This window comes from Bacillus paralicheniformis (assembly GCF_001042485.2).
GTDB lineage: Bacteria > Bacillota > Bacilli > Bacillales > Bacillaceae > Bacillus > Bacillus paralicheniformis.
Genome location: NZ_LBMN02000036.1, coordinates 97,222 through 119,803, shown reverse-complemented (window position 1 = coordinate 119,803; position 22,582 = coordinate 97,222). Strand labels below are relative to the sequence as shown.

25 protein-coding genes and 1 pseudogene are annotated in these 22,582 nt (G+C 43.6%); 20 read left to right on the top strand and 6 right to left on the bottom strand.

Features of this window, described 5'->3' with window-relative positions; genetic code table 11:
* The first annotated feature begins 179 nt into the window (after positions 1-179).
* The 7 genes from ilvD to ACH97_RS19485 all read left to right on the top strand — a co-directional run bounded on the left by ilvD (position 180) and on the right by ACH97_RS19485 (position 6,100).
* Complete coding sequence (gene ilvD, locus ACH97_RS19520; protein WP_020451884.1) at positions 180-1,856, top strand: dihydroxy-acid dehydratase; 1,677 nt, start codon at positions 180-182, stop codon at positions 1,854-1,856.
* Between the two features lie 88 nt (positions 1,857-1,944).
* On the top strand, positions 1,945-2,379 hold the full coding sequence (locus tag ACH97_RS19515) for a BrxA/BrxB family bacilliredoxin (protein WP_025811259.1): 435 nt from the start codon (positions 1,945-1,947) through the stop codon (positions 2,377-2,379).
* Between the two features lie 36 nt (positions 2,380-2,415).
* Positions 2,416-3,186, top strand: coding sequence for a class I SAM-dependent methyltransferase (locus ACH97_RS19510; protein WP_048350157.1), 771 nt, complete (start codon positions 2,416-2,418; stop codon positions 3,184-3,186).
* 272 nt (positions 3,187-3,458) lie between these two features.
* Positions 3,459-4,061 (top strand): YpjP family protein, encoded by a 603-nt coding sequence (locus tag ACH97_RS19505; RefSeq protein WP_023857393.1) that lies wholly within the window; start codon positions 3,459-3,461, stop codon positions 4,059-4,061.
* A 15-nt stretch (positions 4,062-4,076) separates the two neighbouring features.
* A complete protein-coding gene (locus ACH97_RS19500) occupies positions 4,077-4,616 on the top strand; it encodes a phosphatidylglycerophosphatase A family protein (protein ID WP_025811261.1) in 540 nt (179 codons plus the stop codon).
* A gap of 357 nt (positions 4,617-4,973) precedes the next feature.
* The gene (locus ACH97_RS19490; RefSeq protein ID WP_020451878.1) at positions 4,974-5,462 is read left to right on the top strand and encodes a dihydrofolate reductase; all 489 of its coding nucleotides are present in this window, start codon (positions 4,974-4,976) and stop codon (positions 5,460-5,462) included.
* Between the two features lie 14 nt (positions 5,463-5,476).
* Positions 5,477-6,100, top strand: a complete 624-nt coding sequence (locus ACH97_RS19485; protein ID WP_020451877.1) for an acyltransferase YpkP — start codon at positions 5,477-5,479, stop codon at positions 6,098-6,100.
* Between the two features lie 40 nt (positions 6,101-6,140).
* Here ACH97_RS19485 and trhA read toward each other — a convergent pair whose 3' ends face one another.
* Both trhA and ACH97_RS19475 read right to left on the bottom strand, forming a co-directional pair.
* Complete coding sequence (gene trhA, locus ACH97_RS19480; RefSeq protein ID WP_020451876.1) at positions 6,141-6,782, bottom strand: PAQR family membrane homeostasis protein TrhA; 642 nt, start codon at positions 6,780-6,782, stop codon at positions 6,141-6,143.
* Positions 6,783-6,797: 15 nt separating this feature from the next.
* Positions 6,798-7,799, bottom strand: coding sequence for a sigma 54-interacting transcriptional regulator (locus ACH97_RS19475; RefSeq protein ID WP_048350540.1), 1,002 nt, complete (start codon positions 7,797-7,799; stop codon positions 6,798-6,800).
* Between the two features lie 232 nt (positions 7,800-8,031).
* Between ACH97_RS19475 and ilvA the strand changes: the two genes are divergently transcribed.
* From ilvA to ypmT, 7 genes are all read left to right on the top strand, one after another.
* Positions 8,032-9,300, top strand: a complete 1,269-nt coding sequence (ilvA, locus tag ACH97_RS19470; RefSeq protein WP_048350541.1) for a threonine ammonia-lyase IlvA — start codon at positions 8,032-8,034, stop codon at positions 9,298-9,300.
* 92 nt (positions 9,301-9,392) lie between these two features.
* Positions 9,393-9,644: a YpmP family protein gene (locus ACH97_RS19465; RefSeq protein ID WP_020451873.1), complete on the top strand. Its 252-nt coding sequence runs from the start codon at positions 9,393-9,395 to the stop codon at positions 9,642-9,644.
* 150 nt (positions 9,645-9,794) lie between these two features.
* Positions 9,795-10,637 carry a DegV family protein gene (locus ACH97_RS19460; RefSeq protein WP_020451872.1) on the top strand — a complete coding sequence of 281 codons (843 nt, stop codon included), beginning with the start codon at positions 9,795-9,797 and terminating at the stop codon, positions 10,635-10,637.
* An 8-nt stretch (positions 10,638-10,645) separates the two neighbouring features.
* Positions 10,646-11,236 carry an SCO family protein gene (locus ACH97_RS19455; RefSeq protein ID WP_031305174.1) on the top strand — a complete coding sequence of 197 codons (591 nt, stop codon included), beginning with the start codon at positions 10,646-10,648 and terminating at the stop codon, positions 11,234-11,236.
* A gap of 139 nt (positions 11,237-11,375) precedes the next feature.
* Positions 11,376-12,128 (top strand): SGNH/GDSL hydrolase family protein, encoded by a 753-nt coding sequence (locus tag ACH97_RS19450; protein ID WP_020451870.1) that lies wholly within the window; start codon positions 11,376-11,378, stop codon positions 12,126-12,128.
* Between the two features lie 9 nt (positions 12,129-12,137).
* Complete coding sequence (locus ACH97_RS19445; RefSeq protein ID WP_020451869.1) at positions 12,138-12,710, top strand: YpmS family protein; 573 nt, start codon at positions 12,138-12,140, stop codon at positions 12,708-12,710.
* 31 nt (positions 12,711-12,741) lie between these two features.
* On the top strand, positions 12,742-12,942 hold the full coding sequence (gene ypmT, locus ACH97_RS19440; RefSeq protein ID WP_020451868.1) for a protein YpmT: 201 nt from the start codon (positions 12,742-12,744) through the stop codon (positions 12,940-12,942).
* A 95-nt stretch (positions 12,943-13,037) separates the two neighbouring features.
* Here ypmT and ACH97_RS19435 read toward each other — a convergent pair whose 3' ends face one another.
* Positions 13,038-13,742, bottom strand: a complete 705-nt coding sequence (locus ACH97_RS19435) for a DUF4397 domain-containing protein (RefSeq protein ID WP_020451867.1) — start codon at positions 13,740-13,742, stop codon at positions 13,038-13,040.
* 96 nt (positions 13,743-13,838) lie between these two features.
* Here ACH97_RS19435 and ACH97_RS19430 point away from each other — a divergent pair, with 96 nt between their 5' ends.
* A complete protein-coding gene (locus tag ACH97_RS19430; protein ID WP_020451866.1) occupies positions 13,839-15,170 on the top strand; it encodes an MATE family efflux transporter in 1,332 nt (443 codons plus the stop codon).
* Between the two features lie 135 nt (positions 15,171-15,305).
* Positions 15,306-16,394 (top strand): diguanylate cyclase, encoded by a 1,089-nt coding sequence (locus ACH97_RS19425; protein ID WP_020451865.1) that lies wholly within the window; start codon positions 15,306-15,308, stop codon positions 16,392-16,394.
* A gap of 60 nt (positions 16,395-16,454) precedes the next feature.
* Here the strand turns inward: ACH97_RS19425 and ACH97_RS19420 are convergent, their stop codons facing one another.
* Entirely contained in the window at positions 16,455-16,706 is a 252-nt protein-coding gene (locus tag ACH97_RS19420; RefSeq protein WP_020451864.1) for a hypothetical protein, read from the bottom strand.
* A gap of 62 nt (positions 16,707-16,768) precedes the next feature.
* On the bottom strand, positions 16,769-17,203 hold the full coding sequence (locus tag ACH97_RS19415) for a MarR family transcriptional regulator (protein WP_020451863.1): 435 nt from the start codon (positions 17,201-17,203) through the stop codon (positions 16,769-16,771).
* 356 nt (positions 17,204-17,559) lie between these two features.
* Between ACH97_RS19415 and msrA the strand changes: the two genes are divergently transcribed.
* Both msrA and msrB read left to right on the top strand, forming a co-directional pair.
* Entirely contained in the window at positions 17,560-18,105 is a 546-nt protein-coding gene (gene msrA / locus ACH97_RS19410) for a peptide-methionine (S)-S-oxide reductase MsrA (protein ID WP_020451862.1), read from the top strand.
* Entirely contained in the window at positions 18,092-18,532 is a 441-nt protein-coding gene (msrB, locus tag ACH97_RS19405) for a peptide-methionine (R)-S-oxide reductase MsrB (RefSeq protein WP_020451861.1), read from the top strand. Before msrA ends, msrB begins: the two co-directional genes overlap by 14 nt.
* Positions 18,533-18,885: 353 nt before the next feature.
* Here the strand turns inward: msrB and ACH97_RS24155 are convergent.
* Positions 18,886-19,034, bottom strand: a pseudogene (locus ACH97_RS24155) (DUF2178 domain-containing protein); the annotation flags it as partial.
* Between the two features lie 79 nt (positions 19,035-19,113).
* On the opposite strand from ACH97_RS24155, the gene ACH97_RS19400 reads away from it, so the two are divergent.
* Both ACH97_RS19400 and ACH97_RS19395 read left to right on the top strand, forming a co-directional pair.
* Entirely contained in the window at positions 19,114-20,880 is a 1,767-nt protein-coding gene (locus ACH97_RS19400; RefSeq protein ID WP_020451860.1) for an ATP-dependent nuclease, read from the top strand.
* On the top strand, positions 20,868-22,244 hold the full coding sequence (locus ACH97_RS19395) for a UvrD-helicase domain-containing protein (RefSeq protein WP_035338557.1): 1,377 nt from the start codon (positions 20,868-20,870) through the stop codon (positions 22,242-22,244). The genes ACH97_RS19400 and ACH97_RS19395 overlap by 13 nt, the downstream gene beginning before the upstream one ends.
* The last annotated feature ends 338 nt before the right edge of the window (positions 22,245-22,582 follow it).

The following is a 22,582-nucleotide window of genomic DNA, read 5'->3' as shown; positions in this document are numbered from 1 at the left end:
AGTAGTTAGCAATCATATGGAATGTGGAGGTTCTGATTCATGGGGAATGATTTACAGATGAAGATCAAAACAGCCGTCATCTTGCGGATCAGTCCGGCAAGCGGTTAGCAGACAGTTTTTTAAAACTGAATATTCAGAAAATATAGAATGTAAATACGAAGATGTTTAGGAGGATCACGATGACAGGTTTACGCAGTGACATGATTACAAAAGGGATCGACAGAGCGCCGCACCGCAGTTTGCTGCGCGCGGCTGGGGTAAAAGAAGAGGACTTCGGCAAACCGTTTATTGCCGTTTGCAACTCATATATCGATATCGTACCGGGTCATGTCCATTTGCAGGAGTTTGGAAAAATCGTCAAAGAGGCGATCAGAGAGGCCGGCGGTGTTCCGTTTGAATTTAATACAATCGGGGTCGACGACGGAATTGCGATGGGGCACATCGGAATGAGATATTCTCTTCCGAGTCGCGAAATCATCGCCGATTCAGTGGAAACGGTTGTATCAGCGCACTGGTTTGACGGAATGGTATGTATTCCAAACTGCGATAAAATCACGCCGGGTATGATCATGGCAGCAATGCGGATCAATATTCCGACCGTGTTTGTCAGCGGGGGGCCGATGGAAGCGGGAAGAACGAGCGACGGACGGAAAATCTCGCTTTCCTCTGTATTTGAAGGCGTTGGCGCTTATCAATCAGGCAAAATCGATGAGAAAGGGCTTGAGGAGCTTGAACAGTTCGGCTGTCCGACATGCGGATCATGCTCGGGTATGTTCACGGCCAACTCGATGAACTGCCTTTCTGAAGCTCTTGGCATCGCCATGCCGGGCAACGGCACCATTTTGGCGACATCGCCCGACCGCAGGGAATTTGCCAAACAGTCGGCCCGCCAGCTGATGGAGTTGATCAAGTCGGATATTAAACCGCGCGACATCGTGACCGAAAAAGCGATCGACAACGCGTTCGCTTTAGACATGGCGCTCGGCGGATCAACGAATACGATCCTTCATACGCTTGCGATCGCCAATGAAGCGGGGGTCGACTACTCGCTTGAACGGATCAATGAGGTAGCGGCAAGGGTTCCGCATTTATCAAAGCTTGCGCCGGCTTCCGATGTGTTTATTGAAGATTTGCATGAAGCTGGAGGTGTATCAGCAGTCTTAAACGAGCTGTCGAAAAAAGAAGGCGCGCTTCACTTGGATACGCTGACCGTAACGGGAAAAACGCTTGGCGAAAATATTGCCGGGCGCGAAGTGAAAGATTACGAGGTCATTCATCCGATCGATCAGCCGTTTTCAGAGCAAGGCGGACTCGCCGTCCTGTTCGGCAACCTGGCGCCTGACGGTGCGATCATTAAAACCGGCGGCGTCCAAGACGGGATTACCCGCCATGAAGGACCTGCGGTTGTCTTTGACTCACAGGAAGAAGCGCTTGACGGCATCATCAACCGTAAAGTAAAAGCGGGAGATGTCGTCATCATCCGCTATGAAGGTCCTAAAGGCGGACCGGGAATGCCTGAAATGCTTGCACCGACTTCGCAGATCGTCGGAATGGGCCTCGGTCCGAAAGTTGCTTTAATTACCGACGGCCGCTTTTCCGGAGCCTCCCGCGGTCTTTCGATCGGCCACGTTTCGCCGGAAGCAGCCGAAGGCGGCCCGCTTGCTTTCGTAGAAAACGGCGACCATATCATTGTCGATATCGAAAAGCGGATTTTAAACATCGAAATCTCCGATGAAGAATGGGAAAAAAGAAAAGCAAACTGGCCCGGATTTGAACCGAAAGTGAAAACGGGCTATCTCGCCCGGTATTCAAAGCTGGTGACATCTGCCAATACCGGCGGCATTATGAAAATCTAGCGGTTTTTTCGCCCGGTGTTTGAAATTCAGCCCCCGCTGTAGTATCCTTGACATCAGTAGTCAAGGTTTATAGAGGGGGCTTTTTAATATGTCAACAGCTTATGAAGAATACATGCGCCAGCTCGTTCTTCCGATGCGTCAGGAATTGGTGCAGGCCGGCTTTAAAGAGTTATCGACCGCGGAAGAAGTTGAGACATTCATGGAAGGTGCAGAAGGCACGACTTTCGTCGTCGTCAATTCAGTCTGCGGATGTGCCGCAGGGCTGGCGAGACCGGCAGCCGTTCAGGCCGTCTCCGGAAGCGAAAACGGGCCTGATGAGACCGTTACAGTCTTTGCCGGACAGGACCGCGAAGCAACGGCGAAAATGAGGGAATACTTCGAAGGATATGAACCGTCTTCACCTTCAATGGCACTGCTGAAAGGCAAAGAAGTCGTTCATTTCATTCCTCGTGAACAGATTGAAGGCCGTGAAATGACGGAGATTATGAAAAATATTACGGACGCTTTTGAAAAACATTGCTAAAATGCCCTTTGAAGGGCATTTTTTACGGAGAAAAACATGATTGTCACAACAAGCTACAGACCGACTGAAAACACGGTTTTAACGGCGGAAAAAATCAGCCGGACGCTCGGCGCCCGCTTTTCCGAACGGAGAAAACGGCCGATTCGCCAAATCCGGGAGACAGAGCAGGAAGATGTTCTCGTGGTTGGAAAAGAGCGCTTCGAGCTGTATCATTCAGAAGGCGAAAAGTTCTTTTTCCACCCGAACTCTGCGATGTTCCGGGCGAAGCGCATGTTAAGAGGCGAACCGGATCCTTTTGTCGAAGCTGCACAAGTTGAACCGGGAGACAAGCTGCTCGATTGTACGCTCGGCCTTGGATCAGACGCCATCATTGCAAGCCTTGCCGCTGGCGAACAAGGTGAGGTGTGCGGAATTGAAAAAAGCCCGCTCCTCGCTTTTCTTGTCGAGGCGGGGCTTCAATCGTGGGAGACAGGCCTTGACGCTTTGGATCAGGCGATGAAAAGGATTCGGGTTCATTCTGGCGACAGCTTTGAATATCTGCTGGAGGTTGATGATGATTCAGCAGATATCGTCTACTTTGACCCGATGTTTGATGATGGAATCGAAGAATCAAACGGCATCGCCCCTTTAAGAAAGTGGGCGCATTCCGAGTTTACGCTTGACGGTGCTTTAAATGAAGCACTTCGGGTCGCCAGAAAAAGAGTGGTCCTGAAAGACCACTGGAAAAGTCCGCGCTTCGAAAAATACGGATTTCGCGTAAAAAAACGCAAAACGGCCCTGTTTCATTACGGTGTTCTCGAAAAATGAAATCCCAAGGTATATACCTTGGGATTTTTTAATCTGCGATTTCCATGACGATAAAATAAGCGAGGGTAATCAATGAAGCGGTTATAAAAAGACCTTCAATCATGAACGATCACTCCCAATTTTGGAATTTTCATCTTTGATTGTAAACGTTTTATCGCCAAAAGAAAAGGCGTTTTGTTTATTTGCACCGTCACTTTATGAATGACTGAAAATTCAACCTATGATAGAATAAGAGAAAACGAGAAAGCGATCCAAAAGGGGACTAACCAGTCATGAAGATGTGGATGAGAAAAGCGCTTGTCACATTATTTACAATTGCAACGTTCGGCCTTGTATCTCCTCCTGCGGCATTAATGGCGGACAAGCCGCAGGAGCATCAGAGCATGAAAGAATCCGGGTATACAGCTGTTTATCAAAAGCAGGAAGAGCCCGAACTTGAAGAAGACGGCGAATCCAAATCTTCATTTGACAGCTACAAGGATGAACTGCTCAATGAAGCAGAAGATCTGTCATTCGTAAAATTCGGCAGCAGGATATCGCCGGTCATCGAAGACGAGTACAGGGAAGAAGTGCTTCCAAAGGTCGAGGAGATCATCGTCAGCCATCTCATGACAATGCAGGACAATGACGCTTACCAGGATCTTGTCATTTCCAAAACGCCGACGGCGGGGAAGTCGGAGAGAATCTTCCACGTTTACAACCGGAAAACGGGGGAGGATGTGCTGAGGTTCCATGTGCGCAGGGACAAGCCGCCGCATAAAGGGTACTGGTTTAACTTTCATTATCATACTGCCGAAGACGGCTTTCAAAAACATCACGATCTCGGAAGCATATACTGGGACCGCAATACACCGCCTAACTGGATGAGCCACTAAAGGAGATTGATGCAGATGAAGAAGTATACGATGAATGAAATGGTGCACTTAACGAAAAATATGCTGAATGAGCGCGGGGTTACGATTGAGGATATTGCACTGATCGTACAAAAGCTGCAGGAAAAATACCATCCTGATCTGTCGCTTGCTGTATGCGTTGAGAATGTCGAAAAGGTCTTAAACAAAAGGGAAATCGTTCATGCCGTGTTAACGGGGATAGCGCTTGACCAGCTTGCCGAGAAAAAGCTATTGCCTGAACCGCTTCAATATTTGGTCGAAACGGATGAACCCCTTTACGGGATCGACGAGATTATTCCGCTTTCCATCGTAAACGTCTACGGTTCGATCGGCTTGACGAACTTCGGCTATCTGGATAAAGAAAAGTTCGGCATCATTAAAGAACTGGACGACTGTCCGGACGATGAGGTTCACACGTTCCTTGATGATATCGTCGCTGCCTTGGCGGCAGCTGCTGCAAGCCGAATTGCCCATTCGCATCAGGATCTTGAGGATGAAGAGAGAACAGACGGACAGAGCGTTGCGAAAAGCCGTTGAAAGACCTCGCCCTCCCCGCCATCAGGCGGGGTTTTTTTATGCCGATATTTTATGTCTTTTCCCGAAAAATGTCTTGTTTTCGAAAGGTTAAACAAGATACACTACAAAAGGATGAAAAAAATGAAACATCATGCGGATATATCCCGTCATATGTTAGAGAACCGGAATTGAACAAAACGGGGAATGACACCAATGCATTCGGGCGGCCTGATCAGAATGAAAACCTCGAAGAAAGGTTTCCTCTCATCACAGCTTTAACCTCCATCTTCATGCATCATGTTCACAGATGATCACACAAAGAGATGAGCATCATCCGGCATTATTTCGCTACAAACATCATAAGGGGGCTTTAAATTAATGATTTCATTGATTACCGCCATGGACAGAAACCGCCTGATCGGCAAAGATAATGATCTGCCATGGCATCTGCCGCAGGATTTGAAGTATTTTAAAGAGGTGACGAAAGGACACGCCGTGATCATGGGGAGAAAGACGTTTGAATCCATCGGCAAACCTTTGCCTCACCGGGAGAACATCATCGTTACATCCAATAAAGAACTGGATATTCCGAATTGTCAGGTGATGCACTCGGCAGAAGAAGCGGTGCGGTTTGCGAAAAACAAAAACGAAGAATGTTTTGTCATCGGCGGTTCAACACTGTACGCGGAGATTCTGCCTTTTGCGGACAAGCTGTATGTGACAAAAATCGATGAAACCTTTGAAGGGGACCGGTATTTTCCTGAATTCAGCGAAGCTGAGTGGGAAATCGTTTCGAGGCGGAAAGGCCTGAAAGATGACAAAAATCCATATGACTACGAATTCCTCGTTTATCAAAGAAAAGGATAGAGGAGAGGATTTTCATGTTTCGCTATTGTTTTTTATGGATGTATTCGGCCTATATGTTCATCAAGCATATCAAGCTCCTGCAGGCGCTACAGACACTTGACCCGCGCCTTTCGTACGCCAATCAGATGGAAGCTGTCTTTGATAAGCCGAAAGCTTTTTTACGGGGGTGCATCGGCTTAACCGGTTCGACCGTTTCCATCCATCAGAATGGAAGATCCCCGGCTGGCCCCGTCCTTTACGTGCATCCAAAGCTCGGCCTGTCAGAGCTCGCCGTGCTGCTCGGACACCTTGATAAAACGGCTTCGTTTTTTGCTGATCCGCGCGCCTTTCGTTATCCGCTGCTCAGCGGCTGGCTCAATAAAATGGCCGCGGTCAAAAAAAGCGCCGACAAGGAAGCATCACTTGAAAAAGTGGAAGAGATCGTCAGGAAAGGCCAAAGCTTTATTCTGTCTGAAGATGACGGGCTCGATTACAAATCTTTATCCAAAAAGCTCGGCATTCCGATCGTTGCAGTCGAAACAGCCGGTACGGAAGACATGAAGAAAGGCAAGTTGTTCAAGAGGCTGAGACCTGCTGATATCGACTTGACGATCTACCCGGCATACGTCCTAACCGAAAACAAACAGCTTCGGGCATAAAAAAACCAGGCTTCCTTTATGGGAGCCTGGTTTTCGCCGTTTATGATATAAACGGCACCTTTGCCACGTAGAAAAGCACGCAGAAAAACATGGAGGCGCTGCCGCCGAGTACGAAGGTGTGCCAAATCGCATGATGATACGGGATCTTTCTCCATAAATAAAAGATCGTTCCGACAGAATACAATATTCCCCCTAAGAGCAGCAGGGCGAATCCTTCTCCGGTCAAGGCCGTATAAAGCGGCTTGATCGCAATAATCGCCATCCAGCCCATCACAAGATACACCAGCGTGCTGACCACGATAAATCGTTTCACAAAAAAGATTTTAAATACAACTCCGCCAATCGCAAGTCCCCAGACGACCGCAAGCATTGTATAGCCGAGCGTGCCTTTCAAAGGTCCGAGGAGCAGCGGTGTGTATGTACCCGCAATCAGTACGTAGATGGCTGAGTGATCGATGATCTCAAGAATATCTTTTGTTTTTTGGTGCTGAATGCTGTGCAGAAGGGTCGAACTTAAATACAGGAACAGCATGGAAGCGCCGAAAATCGAAAAGCTGACAACATCCACCGGACTTCCGTAGCGAATCGCAAATATCACCAAAAATACGATGGCGGGTATGGAGAGGAGAACGCCGAGCCCATGGGTAATTGCATTCGCAATTTCTTCTTTAATCGTGTACATACCAAGACACCCTTTCTATTCTTGAATAATGTGATGCTTTAAAGAGCTTAAAAAGCGGAGGCCTTCAAGCGTGATTTTTGTCCCGGCTCTTCCGCGGCCCTTTGTAATAAACTCTCTTTTTTCCAAATAATCCAATCTGCTGCGCACTTGCTGGGGGGTAAGCTCCGACTTGCCGTTTTTGCTCAGTTCAGACAGAACTCTGCGGCTGGCAGGCTCTCCTTTTTCATTTAATTGCTTGACTGCATCGAGCAAAAACGCAAACTCCTCTTTTTCCATTAAAGTCAGTGATGTTGAAGCCGTTTTTTTATCTTTTGGCTTCTTCTTTTCGATTTGTTCTCTTAACGCCGGCGGAGTGTCGTAAAGCTGAATCGTTTTCCCGTCTGAGACGGTTTTCATATAATCCGTCATGTTTTTGAGTTCTCTGACGTTCCCCTCAAACTCATGCTGCTCTAAAGCCTTCCAAACGACCGGTTCGACATATATGTCATGATCCCCGCTTTTTAAAAAATGATGCACGAGAAGGGGGATGTCGCTTCGCCGTTCAGCAAGGGGGGGAAGCGGAAGGTCGAGCACATTGAGCCTGTAGTACAAATCCTTGCGGAATTCGCTGCTTTCAATCCGTTCACCGAGCGGCACGCTTGAGGTGACAATCAGTCTTTTTGGCATCCCTTTTTCAATGGCTGCCAAAAGCTTGCCCTGGAGAGGCAAGGAAAGCCCCCACACTTCGTCGAAAAACAAGGTTCCGGATTCATTCATCTCTGAAAGAAAAAAGTCTTCAGCCGCTTCATCTTCATTCAGCGTGCTGCAGCTTACGTGTGTGAAGGGATCATGGTTGAAAGATGATCCGGAATGAATGGCTTTGGCGAACAGCTCTTTGCCTGTGCCTGTTTCTCCATGAATCAGAATCGGATGGGAAGAGGCTGCAAATTGTATCGCTCTGTTTTTCGTTTGCAAAAAGGAATCGCATTCCCCGATCAGCTCGGAGAACCCTATGGATGGGTACGTGTGTTTAATCATGGCGGATCTCCTTTTGGTTCTAATTGGTTCTATTATAACACCCAATTAGAACAAATAAAGAGTTTTTTGAAAAAAAGTATATTTGGCTGCACATTAAGAATCGAAAAGAACTCCGTATATATTGAGAAAGTGTATAATATTCTGTAAATAACAAAGAATTGCCCTTTAAATTTTGAATATTCATGATATAATGGCGTATTAAATAAAGCTTTATACAGAAAGGATCTTATACATGAAACCGTTGCTTAAAGAAAACTCTCTCATCCAAGTCAAAGACATTTTAAAAGCCCATCAAAATGTAAAAGATGTTGTCATTCATACCCCCCTCCAAAAAAATGAGAGGCTCTCCGAGAGGTACGATTGCAACGTATATTTAAAAAGAGAAGACCTGCAGGTTGTCCGCTCTTTTAAACTGAGAGGCGCCTATTATAAAATGAAGCAGCTTTCAAAAGAAACGACGAAAAACGGGGTCGTCTGCGCCAGTGCAGGAAACCATGCGCAGGGGGTCGCTTTTTCCTGTAAACATCTCGGTATTCACGGAAAGATTTTTATGCCGTCGACGACTCCGAGGCAAAAAATTTCTCAAGTCGAATTGTTCGGCAAGGAATACATCGAGATCATCCTGACAGGCGACACGTTCGATGATGCATATCAAAGCGCAGTCGCCTGCTGCGAGGAAGAAAAACGGGCATTTATCCACCCGTTTGACGATCCTGCCGTCATGGCCGGACAGGGAACGGTTGCGGTCGAAATCTTAAACGATATCGAAACAGAACCCCATTATTTATTTGTAAGTGTAGGCGGCGGCGGCCTGCTTTCAGGAGTGGGAACCTACATGAAAAACGTGTCCCCGGATACAAAGCTGATCGCGGTTGAGCCCAAAGGCGCGCCGGCTCTATTTGAATCAAACAAAAAAGGCGAAGTCGTGACCCTCGAGAAAATCGATAAATTTGTAGACGGAGCCGCCGTGCAAAAAATCGGCGAAGAGACATTTAAAACGCTTGAAACCGTTGTAGATGATATTTTGCTCGTTCCCGAAGGAAAGGTATGCACCGCGATTCTTGAGCTGTACAACCAATGCGCGATTGTCGCCGAGCCTGCGGGAGCGCTGCCGATCGCCGCTTTAGACCTTTACAGGGATGAAATCAAAGGAAAGAATGTCGTATGCATTGTGAGCGGAGGAAACAACGATATCGGCAGAATGCAGGAAATCAAAGACAGATCGATGATGTATGAAGGACTCCAGCATTATTTCATCGTGAACTTCCCGCAAAGGGCGGGAGCTTTGCGCGAATTTCTAGATGAAGTGCTCGGGCCGACCGATGATATCACCCGGTTTGAATATACGAAGAAAAATAATAAAAGCAGCGGCCCTGCGCTCGTCGGCATCGAATTGAAACAGCGCGAAGACTACGAGCCGCTGATTGCGAGAATGGACCGCAAAGGCTTCCGCTATGTCGAAGTGAATAAAGATGAAGGGCTCTTTCATTTGCTGATTTAAGAAATTTTTTTGAAAACACGTATAAATCAAAGACAACGGCTCCTGAGATTATGTATAATAAAGAAAATATCTCATAAATGAGGATTGATAGCTTGTTACTTAAAAGCCTGGAGTTCAAACGTTCGGATGGACAGAAGGTGAAGGTGACGGAAATACCCCTGCTGAAGGAGGACGACCCGCATTTTTTTATGGCCAGTCTGAGGCTCGAAATCTTTTTAAAGACACTCTATTGCTCAAAGCGGAAAAAAAACGTCTACTCCTTTAGGGACTACTTAAAGAGAGCATTGAAATGGCAGGATTACCTCGCCATTTATCAAGAGGAAGAATTGAAGCATAATGCATAAGAATTGATAGCATTCTTTGCCGGCCCATGAAGACAGCCAAATCCGCTTGGAAAAGGGCGGAAGACGGCATTCGGCCGGCAAAGAATTTTTCATGCCGAATTTGGCCTCACTAGGAAATTCACCATTTGAACCGACAGGATGTGAAGGGAATTGCCAAGCATTAAAATTGTAACGGACTCAACAGCTGACTTGAGCGAAGAACTGCTCAGAGAATATCATATTTCCGTTCTCCCGCTCTCGATATCAATCGACGGCATTGTTTACAGAGACAGGTTCGATATTCAGCCGGACGAATTTATTGAGAAAATGGAGAGCGCCGCAGAACTCCCGAAAAGTTCACAGCCGCCTTTAGGCGCTTTTATCAAACTGTACGAAGAGCTGACCGCTGACGGAAGCGAAGTGATCAGCATCCATCTCTCAAGCCAATTGAGCGGGACATACCAGACGGCTGTAAGCGCTTCAAACATGGTCGACGGGAATATTACGGTGATTGATTCCATGTATATTTCAAAAGGCCTCGGCTTTCAGGTCGTACGAGCCGCCTTGCTGGCCGAAGAGGGAATGACGGCCGAAGCGATTGTAAAAGACCTGGAGAACTTGCGCGACCGGACATCCCTCTATGTGACAATTGATCATTTTGATAACTTGATCAAAGGCGGCCGCATCGGGAAAGGAAAAGCGCTGATCGGCTCATTGCTCAAGGTTAAGCCGATCGCGAGGCTTGAGGACGGAATCTATACGCCTGAAAAAAATGTCAGGAGCACCAGTCAGCTTATCCGTTATTTAACGGGTCAATTTCTTTCCGCGGTGAAGGGAAGGACGGTGCAAGCGATCGGAATCGCCCATGCCGATGCACTCGACCTTGCTCATAGGCTGAAAGACTCTTTGCTTGAACATATCCCGGGAATCGATATTGATATTGCGTACACAACGCCGATTATCTCTGTTCATACCGGAAAAGGAGCGATCGGTTTTACTTTTTACACCGATTGAAAAAGGGGATGGAAGGATTGAAAAACGTTTTTGGCATTTTCCTTGCAGGGATTCTCACAGTGTTTCTTTCGTCCTGCGGAACTAGCAAGATTGAAAATTCTTTAAACTATGACGTACAATCTTTTTCTTTTCAAAATCAAGACGGGAAAACCGTGTCTCTTGAAAGTTTAAAAGGCCAGGTGTGGGTGGCCGACTTTATATTTACGAACTGTAAAACGATCTGTCCGCCGATGACTTCACATATGGCTGAACTGCAAAAACAAATGGAAGAGGAAAACCTGCAGGCCCGCATCGTCTCTTTCAGCGTTGACCCCGAAAATGACACGCCGGAAAAGTTGAAAAAATTTGCGGCCAACTATCCGCTCAATTTTCAAAACTGGGATTTTTTAACTGGATACTCGCAGGAGGAAATTGAAAAATTTGCGCTGAAAAGCTTTAAAGCAATCGTGAAAAAACCTGAAGATGAGGATCAGGTGATTCACCAATCGTCATTTTATCTAGTCGATCAAAACGGCAAAGTCGTCAAGGATTATGACGGTGCAAAAAATACGCCGTACGATGAAATCATCGCCGATATTAAGACGCTGGAAAACCGTTGATAAAAACGGGCGCCTGCCGCTGAAGCCTGCTTCCTGACCACCGGAAACAGGCTTTTTTTTACACCTGTCAAATCATTTTCAAAAGAATCAAAACATGGTACACTTTTTTTTAGGTATCTAGAAGGAAGGGGCATCATTTTTGAACATACGGTTTATAACAGTCATGATGGCCCTCGTCTGTCTGCTTTCAGCCTGTACGGAATGGAATGCGGGCGTTGAAAAAACATCGGTCTCCCCTAAGCGCGATATCGTGATTGCAGCAGTGGGCGATTCTCTGACAGAGGGGGTAGGCGATCAAGAGAAGAAAGGCTATGTCGGCATGGTGGCCGACGAGCTTGAAAGCCGGAGCGATGTGAAGTCCGTAACGGTCAAAAATTATGCCGTTAAAGGCTCCCGGACTGATCAGCTGCTTGAAAGATTAAAAGAAAAAGAAGTACAAGAGGGCCTGAAAGATGCAGACTACATTTTGTTTACAATAGGGGGCAACGACCTGATGAAAGTCGTCCGCCAAAACTTCGCGCACTTAACGCTTACACCTTTCCGCGTTGAACAAAAACTGTTTGAAAAGCGGTTTTCGAATATTTTAGCGGAAATTAGAGAGCAAAACGCCAGCGCTGAGTTGATTTATGTCAGCATGTATAATCCGTTTAAGTTTACGCTGTCTGAACTGAGGGAAATTGACCAAGTCGTAGACGAATGGAATGAAGGAGCAGAAAAAAGCCTGAAAAAGGTCTCCAACACGAAAATAGCGAATATCGCTGATATTTTTGAGGAATACAGCGATGAAAAGAAGATTGCAAAAGATGAGTTTCATCCTAATCAATACGGATATTCTTTAATAGCGAAACGCGTTTACGAACAAATTAAAAACGAAGACCCCCAAGCAGAATAAGGTGAAAAAATGAAGAAATGGAAGAACTTATTTTTAATTTTAGCAGCAGTCAACGTCATCATACTTGCCGGGATTTTCATTCTCGTATTCATGCCCGGCGGTCAAAAGGAACCGTCGCGGCCGACTCCGAGCGAATACCAATTGAACGTGACGAGCACGAAAGAATCATTGGCCGCATTCATCAACACATATTTGGAGAAGGAGTCTTCGCCGGATCTTGACTATCAAATCGAAATCGACGATGAATTCCACATCGTCGGTGCGATCCGCGCCTTTTCCTCGACAGTCGATGCGAGGGTGTCCTTTCGGCCGACAGTGGAAAAAAACGGAGATGTGGTTCTTGACGTGACGAGATTTTCGATCGGCAAGTTAAATGTTCCGATATCGATGGTGCTGAACTACATGGATCAATTTTATGATCTTCCTGATTTTGTACACGTTCGTTCGGATGCTAAAGAAATTCAAGTCCGTCTGTCAGAGATGCCGCTTAAAAACGGAATGTATGTGAAAGCAAAAGACATTGATTTAGAAAAAGATCAAATCGAATTTGTTTATTATCAGCCTGCACAAACAGATTCATAGATCGTGCGGCGGGATTTACAGGGGTGAACATATGGAACGTATCTACACATATTTCAGCTTGCTGTCTATGTTGTTTTCACTGTACTTCGGCGGCCTCGCCGCCTTCAGTTTCATCGATGAAAACATGGACAAGATGTATTTGAACATCGGGTATTGTGCGTTGTTTTTAAGCATTATGATCTTTACCCTAGATGCGAAAAAACATAAAAAAACTGACCATCACAATCAATAATTGCCGGCAAAATCCTAAAACATGAGACCGTTTTAGGATTTTGTTGTCCATGCTTCAGCAGACTGTAAAAGAGACATCAGGTCTCTTTTTTTTCGCTATGAAGGCGGAGCTTTGGCAGGAAACGGCGCCGCTTTTATTGTGAGAGAAGGGGAGCCGTTGACGAAACCGAGGCCATACAAAGTTGTGGATTCCCCGGCGTGAAGCGTGATTTTCGGAACCTTCAGCAGGACCGCTGTTGAACCGGCGGCCTTTACCTCCATGTCGATTTTCTGTGAACGCACCTGGATGTACCGCGTGACCGTTTGAAAGGGGACACCTGAAAACAGGACAGGTCCGTTTTGCACTGCAAAGTCAAGAGCCGGAGAGTCCGGTGATAAATGAACGAAACGGATGCTGCGGCTTTCCGGATCAGCCGCAGGCCGGTCATACATTCCGACGGGAATGAGCTTTGCAGCTGTGCCTGTAACGGCAACCGTGCAGTACCCGCCGTGGATCAGGTGATACTGTACCGACAGCAAGGGACCGTGCGCCCTGCCTCTTTGGAAAACATCGATTTGAATACGGCCGGCAGGAAACCGGACATAAGAAGATAAATCTGTATAGGAGATGTTTTGAAAAACGGATATGCCGTTTACGAATACGTCGAGATTGTCGGTGTGAGGAGCCGCGTGGAGCAGTCTGATCATCGCTGCTTTTCCGCCGTTTCGAAAATAAAAGGGCGCCTCTACAGGCGGAAGATGGTAGCAGTTCCTCCGAAAACCCTCCGCCATTTGACGGGCATCATGATCTGTAGAGAACATTTTGTCACGCCCCTTTGCATGCTTTCTGACATTATATGAGGCTGCGAAGCCATCGGTCACATCGCGATCAAGACGACAGATGAAAAGGAGTAAACAATGAAAACGGATTTTACATACGGAAATGTGTTTAAACAGCTGGTCTTTTTTTCCGGCCCGATCATTTTAGCCAATCTTTTGCAGATTTCATTTCAATTCGTCGATAGCTTGTGGGTCGGAAATCTGCTCGGAGCAAAAGCACTCGGTGCTGCGGCCGTCTCAGGGACGGTTTTCTTTACGGTGCTGTCGTTCGTATTGGGCGTCAACAATGCGGCGCTGACGATTCTTGCGCAGCAGAAAGGAAAAGGGGATAAGAAGGGACTTACTTCATATATCAACGCGTTTGTTGTTCTGATGACAGCGATGAGCGTATTGCTCGGGGTTATCGGCTATTTTTTCACAGAGCCTCTGCTTTCGCTTCTTCAAACGCCCGGCAATATGATGGATTTGGCTGCAAGCTATTTAAGCATTCATTTTATCGGGATTATATTTTTATTCGGCTATAATTTCATCAGTACAGTGTTAAGGGCGGTCGGCGACAGTCAAACACCTTTGCGTTTCGTCCTCTTGGCCGTCATCCTGAACCTGTTCATGGATCCGCTGTTTATCTCGGTATTCAACCTCGGAATTGCCGGAGCGGCCTATGCAACCGTCGTTTCCCAAGGGATTGCTTTCATTTACGGTGTGGTCTATACGGTGAGAAAGCGGCTTGTTCCATTTTCAAAGCCCGCGCTTCCGTCTCTGGAAGAGACGTCCGTCATTTTGAAGCTCGGAGTGCCTGCCGGCTTGCAAATGATGGTGATTTCAGGCGGCTCGATGGCGATTATGAGTGTTGTCAATTCATTTGGAGAACGTGTCGTGTCAGGGTTTGGCGCGGTACAGCGGCTTGACAGCCTGCTGATACTCCCGGCGATGGCCATCGGCACGGCTGTCAACAGTATGGCTGGCCAAACCGTCGGCAGCGGCGATATGGAGCGTACGAAAAAAATCGCTTACTACGGCATCATTTATGTTCTGCTGTTTATGGCTGTCGTCAGCACCGCGATATTTCTGACAGGCTATCATGCGGTCAGGCTGTTTATTTCGGAAGCCGATTCAGCTGCATTCGGGGAAGAATATTTAAAAACGATTGCTTTTTTCTATCCGTTTATCGGGATTAACTTTGTGTTAAACGGTGTTGTAAGGGCAGCCGGCGCGATGTTTCAAATTTTGGTGCTGAATGTGATTTCTTTTTGGGTTTTGCGCTATCCGTTTACATACTTATTTTCAAAGTGGCTTGGCGAAAACGGCATAGCACTTGGCATTGGAATGAGCTTTATGCTGAGCAGCCTGACCGCGTTTTTATATTACCGCTACGGGAAGTGGAAGGACCTCGTTTTATTTGAAAAATGAAAGAACAAGCTCCTGCGGCAAGCCCCGGAAGCGATTCCCGCCGGCCATCTGAAGCAAAGAAACAAAAATGCTGTTAACGTCTTAATAATTGACGATATATACAATATAAAATGAGTTTGGTGTTGGGGGCTTGTCATGTTTTTAATCGATTTATTTTTGAATTTGTGCATTTTAATTACTTCACTCTTTATCTACACTCAGCTAAAGTGGAATATTTTTTCCCGAAAAGCTACAAACAAACAACTTAATTGGATTGACGGCGTCATGGGAGGATTGCTCGGGAATGTGCTCATGTTCTTTTCGATCCAGGCAACCGATGAAACGATCGTTGATTTGCGTTATGTGCCCGTTATGATTTTGTTTCTATTTACGGGCGTCTTTCCGGCCTTTATTTGTTCTCTGCTGATTATAGGAGGAAGATTTGTTTACGGGGGGAATATATCTTCGATTGCAGCGCTTACAGGAATGATCGTTATATTCATAGGATATTATCTCATCCTCAGGGTCATGGATAAAGACGCTGACACTTATCGAAAGACATTTGCTTTGGTTATTTTTGCTAATGTGGCGATTTCAATTGTGATCTTGATGCTCCTCCATGATTTCCATTTAGTAAAAATTTTAATGATATGGTTCTGGATTTTATCTACTATCGGCGGATTTACATCAGTATATGTCGTCTCATATTTAAAAAAATCTCATTTTCTGTTGAAAAAGTATGAAGAGGAGTCGTCGCTTGATTATTTAACGGGATTGAATAATGTCCGCCATTTTGATGCGATATGGAATGCTCATATTTCAAACGCAAGGGAGAAGAACGAGAAACTGTCTTTGCTTATGATCGATATCGATTATTTCAAAACGATTAATGATACATACGGACATTCAAATGGAGACGTGATTTTAAAAGAACTGGGAACGATTTTAAAAAAGTCAACACGTGCGGAAGGTATCGTATCAAGAAACGGCGGAGAAGAGTTTTCGGTCATATTGCCGAACAGTTCTCATTCGCAGGCTGCAGAGATTGCTGAAAGGATACGCAAGGAAGTGGAGACACACACTTTTTCAATTTCTCATTCTAAAAAGATTCATATTACCGTTTCGATTGGGGTTGCGGCATTTCCGGAGGTCATTCGCAGTACGGACGAGTTGATTGAAAAAGCCGACCAATGTTTGTACAGGGCTAAGCACCTTGGGAGAAACCGGGTGTGCGCCTCCGTTTGAATTCACGTTAAGCTGCACGAAGAAGGATAGATGAAACGATGTCCATCTATCCTGTCTTTATTATGTTCGTTTATCGAATTCCGCAAGTTTGATAAAAGTCTTTTCGTCTTCAATTAATCCGCACGCGCCGCACTGCACTTTTATGGCGGGACCGCTGTAGGGCAGGTGAAATGGAGAAAGCTCGTCATCTGAATACGTTTCCATGATCTCCCCTGTTGCCGGATCAATCTTAACGGATGTCGGAGACTGTTCGATTAAGTTGAACCGTGTTCGGTTTGTTTTGCAGTTTGGACAAAGATAAGGAGCTGTCATATGTCAATACACCTCTTTTTTAATTAAGGTGCACAGATTCGGGCCAATTTATGAAAACCCGATTAGCGCTGTTCCCGTTTTTTGTCCAATTTGCTGAACAGTTCAATCAGCGTTTTCAGCTCTTCATCACTGAAGCTGCTGAACCGCTTGAAATAATATTCCGTTTTCTTTTCTTCAAAATATCTGATAATTTCTTTTCCCGCGTCTGTCAGATGGATTTTGATGATCCGTCTGTCTTCTTTTGACCGGACTCTCGTGATCCATCCTTTTTCAACCAACGCATCGGTTACAGCTGTGATATGGCTCGCAGAAACGCCTAAAATCGTTGCAAACTCCGTGACTTTCTTCGGACCTTGCTCACTCAGCAGGCGGAGAATCATGAATTCATTGCGGGACATCTCTTTTTCGAGCAGCTCATTTATCTCATCACGTATCTGTTTAAATACTGTGCGAAGCAGTGCTTCCATATCATACATCATTTGTTCTCTAACTTTCAAAATTTCGCCCCTCCATATAAGTAGCAAATTTCAGCTTTTTTTAAAAAGGAATGACCGAATCAGCATGAATATTATTTTTCATGAACATGATATCACTATGATACCATAATTTTCGTTTTTCAAGTGTATGTTTCAGAAGATTTTTAGTTCATTTGACCATCAATTGAACAACGGTCCATGACAATGATAGATGAATACTGCTGTTTCTTAGAATTTGGCGATGGCAATGACATATTATTGTCATTTTTTCTTTTTAGGCAGCGGCTGATTTTGCGATGAGCGGGAGAGGGCTTAAAAATGAGCATGCTGTGATATAATGGTTCCCAACAAATGTTGAAAAGAAGGAGGCAGAACAGATGGCTGAAAAACGAGAACTCGCCACATTTGCCGGAGGCTGCTTTTGGTGTATGGTCAAGCCTTTTGACGAACAGCCGGGCATTATAAAAGTCGAATCCGGCTATACTGGCGGCCATACGGAAAATCCGACCTATGAAGAGGTTTGCAGCAATACAACGGGACATAGGGAAGCGGTGCAAATCACGTTTGATCCCGATGTCTTTCCATACGAAAAACTGCTGGAACTCTACTGGCAGCAAATCGATCCTACTGACAGCGGAGGACAATTCGCAGACCGCGGCGAGTCTTACCGGACAGCGATTTTTTACCATAATAACAAGCAGCGGAAACTCGCTGAGGAATCGAAGAAAAAGCTTGAAGAAAGTGGCATCTTTAAAGATCCAATCGCGACCGACATTCTGGAAGCCGCGCCATTTTATCCGGCTGAAGAATATCATCAGGATTATCATAAAAAGCATCCTGAACGCTACACACAGTATCGGATCGGAAGCGGAAGAGAAGGATTTATACAACAGCATTGGGGGCGTAAGCATGGCGAACAATAAAGAAGAACGGCTGAAGCAGCTGACCCGGATGCAGTATGAAGTGACGCAGAAAAACGGGACGGAGCCTCCATTCCAAAACGAATACTGGGATCTGCACGAAGACGGAATCTATGTCGATATCGTGTCGGGAAAACCGCTGTTTTCATCGCTTGACAAATTTGACGCACACTGCGGCTGGCCAAGCTTCACAAAACCGGTCGATACCGGGGAGATCGAAGAAAAACTTGACACTTCACACGGCATGGTTCGGACTGAGGTGAGAAGCAAGTCTGCCGATTCCCATCTTGGACACGTGTTCCCGGACGGCCCCGGACCGGACGGCCTGCGTTATTGCATCAATTCAGCAGCCCTCCGTTTCGTGCCGAAGGATGACCTTGAGAAAGAAGGGTACGGCGAATATGCCAAGCTGTTTGAAGGGGAAAAATAGATCTTAAAGGCACTCGTCGTGTACCTTTAGTATGATAAATAACCAATGGTTTGCCCTCTTTGCTCTCACAAAGCAGAGAGGGCTTTTTCATCTCCGAATTTGGAATTGAATACTCCGAGCTAGAAAGTCGAGTAGTTTCTATTGCTAAAGTAAAGCGGCATAAGACTGCCGTGAGGATACCCAGCATACAATAAAAATTTGAAACATGTTTGATGTTAAAGGGTGTGGTCTCGTTAAGGATAAGTAAGTGCGGGCACACAAGCATCCAACAAACCAACAACCAGCGTTTTGGCCTCGTCTAATCCTCCATTCTTAGCTGGCCCTCTCTCGTCGATCTTTCCTTACAAGAAATCCTATATATATTGGATGGGCAGGTAAACCCCACTAGCTAAAAATGCCAGCGCATATTTGAACAAAAAAAGATAGTCCACATATCGTCTTTAGGAAAAATGATGTCACATAGAATAATTGCCAACAGCATTTAGGAACTGCTTTTCAAAAAGGTTGTACCCACTGATCCACTGTTCTTTTATTGAAAATAATAGTATAATTTAACTATTAACAAGTAAAGGGGTTTTAATTTGAAGATATCAAATATTAAGGTAAATAATTACCGAAACTTAAGAACAGTCGATTTAGATACCAATAACGTTGTGATTTTAATTGGGGATAATAATAGTGGTAAGAGTAATCTTCTTAGAGCAATAACGCTTCCTTTTATGAATCATGATATTGGAGCGGTTAATAAAAACCTCGGTTGGCAAGACATTAATAGTGCATCAAAGCAAGACTATTATTCTTTCATAGAAGAAAATTTAGAAGAAATTAAAAGCAGTGTATGTGAACTTGATAAATTTATTGACCATATACCTTCTGTAAGCGTTGAAGTAACACTTACTCCCCAAAAAATTGCAGAAGAATATTATGTTCGCAATTGGATAAATAATTTAGACGATGATACACCCTCATTCACTATAAAATATGAATATAAAGTTGAAGATCCTCAAGATTTACTTCGCCACATCTCAGATATATTAAAAGATGTTGATTCCATAGATGATTTAAAAATGAATTTACTACCAATTGAGTTTTATAAACATCAAACAATCATCCCCACAACCAATGAAAAGGTTTCTTATACGGACCTGGCTTACTTCAAATATAATGCACTAGCTGCTGAAAGAGATGATTTTTCAAATAAAGCTTCACAGCTAGGCTCTAAATCATTAGTATCTCTCTTACATAGTAAGATGAATACAGATGACAAAAAGAAAGTGGAAAAATCATATGAGACTTTTTTCAATGACTTAAAGAACATTAGTAGCTTAGAAGAAGTATTTAATTGGCAGGAATCATCTGACTTGGAAAATGCTAAAGATTTTTTTGGGAAGATTACTTTGCTACCGAATGTTCCTTCAATGAGTTCTTTATTAAATAATGTTCGTTTAGGTTATGGCGATGAATATTTAAATTCGCAGGGCTTAGGATATCGAAACTTAATCTATTTATTTGTCATGTTGAATTCTTTAAGCATAGAAAGTGATGTAGCTTTAAATATATTAACAATAGAAGAACCCGAAGCTCATTTAAGTGTAAGCAATGAACACCTTTTAGCTAGTTTTATAAATACAACGATGAGTAACAATCACCAACTACAACTATTTATTTCAACACATAGCTCAGAGTTTCTTAATAAGCTTGAATTAAAGAATGTAGCAATAGTGGCAGAAGGAAAAACTTATGCTCTAAAGAATGAACTCGAAGGTGATCAATTAGATTACTTGGCTAAAAAACCTAACTTGGACTTTCTCAAGTTTCTCTATTCAAGAAAGTGCATTCTAGTAGAAGGACCTACTGAGGAAATGCTTATCAAATCTTACCTTAGTACACAAACGAAACAGTTAAATGATATTGAAGTAATCTCTTTACATAAGGGCTTTAAAAATATGCTTGATATATGGCTTAAAGTGAATCAAAATACAAATCATAAAATCGGTATAATTAGAGATTTTGACAATCAAATTAAGGCAAAAGAAGATCATGAGACTTATAATCATCATCCCAACATTTATATAACAACTACACAAGAGTATACCCTAGAACCTGAATTCGTAAACACAAGTAATAATTTTCAAAAGCTAAAAAAGTACTTTTCTACCAAGTATGGCTGGGAAGATATTGACACTAACGAAAAACTTTCAGATAAGTGGATGGGAGCAAAGATGGATACTATGTTACACTTTTGTCAAGACATAGAAACTGAAGAATTAAAAGATGTGGTAATGCCAAATCACATTAGCGAGGTCATTCATTTTTTAAAAACAGGAGAAAAAATGTGTATATTGTAGTGGCTGGGGCTGGTGCAGGAAAAACAACCTCAATGGCTGATCTCGTGATATCAAGGCTTAAAGAGATTACTGATAATAAAATAATATACGTTATCACTTACACTAATGCTGCGAGAGATAGAATAAAAGAAAAGATTACAGAGAAAGAAGGGAACATCCCTAGACAACTAAAGGTTGAAACTATACATTCATTTTTGTTAAAAGAAGTGATTTATCCTTTTAATCACTTAATTTATAAAAACCTTTATAAATCTGCTTCACAGATCCCCCTTCCTTCTAAACCTGCCTATAAAGCAACAAAGAAAAAGGAACTAAGAGAGGAACATATAATACATGTAGAAGATGTAACAAAGACAGCCAAATATCTTCTTTGTGGCAAAAGCAATGATACCGTAAAGATAAAACTCAGGCGTGATAATGCTTTAAAAATGTTGTCTAGATACTTAGATTCAATATATGTAGATGAAGCACAAGATATGGATAAAGAGCTTTCAGAAGTATTAACCATGTTTGCGCATTTTGATATCAATGTTAATTTAATAGGTGATCCTAAGCAAGACCTTAGAAATAGAGGAGCTTTTCGGAAAATTATTTCGGGTGATTTAACTGTTGAATACAAACCAGAGAACCACCGCTGTCCTAGTACACATGTTGATTTTTCTAATAGTTTCATTCCAACAGAAGAACAGCAAACTTCCACAAATGAAGGAGGCACCTTACAATACTTATTAGAGTCAAATTGCAGCATTCAAGAAGAAATTGAAAGTGGTTTGTATGATTTGGCTTATATTTATCAAAAGAACACTAGATTTAAGACTCATCGAGTAGATAAAAATAAATCAGAAAACTTATTATTTTACGAACTAAAGTCCTTAGCACTTAAAGCATCTTCTATTAAAGAGAAAAACTTAGATCTAGTGGCTTATGTACTTTTAAAAAAGACAGCTAACGCTATGAAAAATAACAAAGCTACTGAATATATCTTTGCTGAACTTGAGCACGATCTTTCAATAGTTCTAAATTATAAAGATAAAGGAAAAATTAGATCTGCTGTGGATTCATATAGGAATATATTAACAGTAGAACCTGGGACATTAGTAGATTCTATTGATGCTATCAAAGGATTAGAAGGCTATAATTGTTTGTTTATAATTTCCACTGAGCTTGCTCCGTATTTATTTAAAAAAGTTGTTGATCACAATAAAATGATGAACTATTTATATGTAGGACTTACTCGCTCTAAACGGGATTTAACTATAATGGTTACAACTGAGGTAGAAAAAAAGTATGGCCATAAATACATCCATGAAAAATTTAATGAACTAGGCATAGAAGAGCTAAAAACCTATACTAGAGCTTTTTAACTGGTTTTATATGATCATAGTATAGGATATAATATAACAATTACGTGTTTATGTTGGATAAGTACAAATATACTGAGCATTCATACGACCTATGATAAATTTTTGGAAAAATGTAATTAAACAAACAGGGGAACAAGTCGTAAGTTCTTTTAATTATCAATAAGGACCTATACAATGGAAGGTAAACCCAGATTTGAAAGAACGCACGAAATCCGGAGAAGAAAGCCGAGAAGAGCAGCATGTTCAGATGATCCTTTCTTTCAAAGAGTCATCTTTTTTAGAGGATTTTCTGCTCTGAAAGCGAAAAACAATATAATAGAACATCTTAGAAAAGAGGC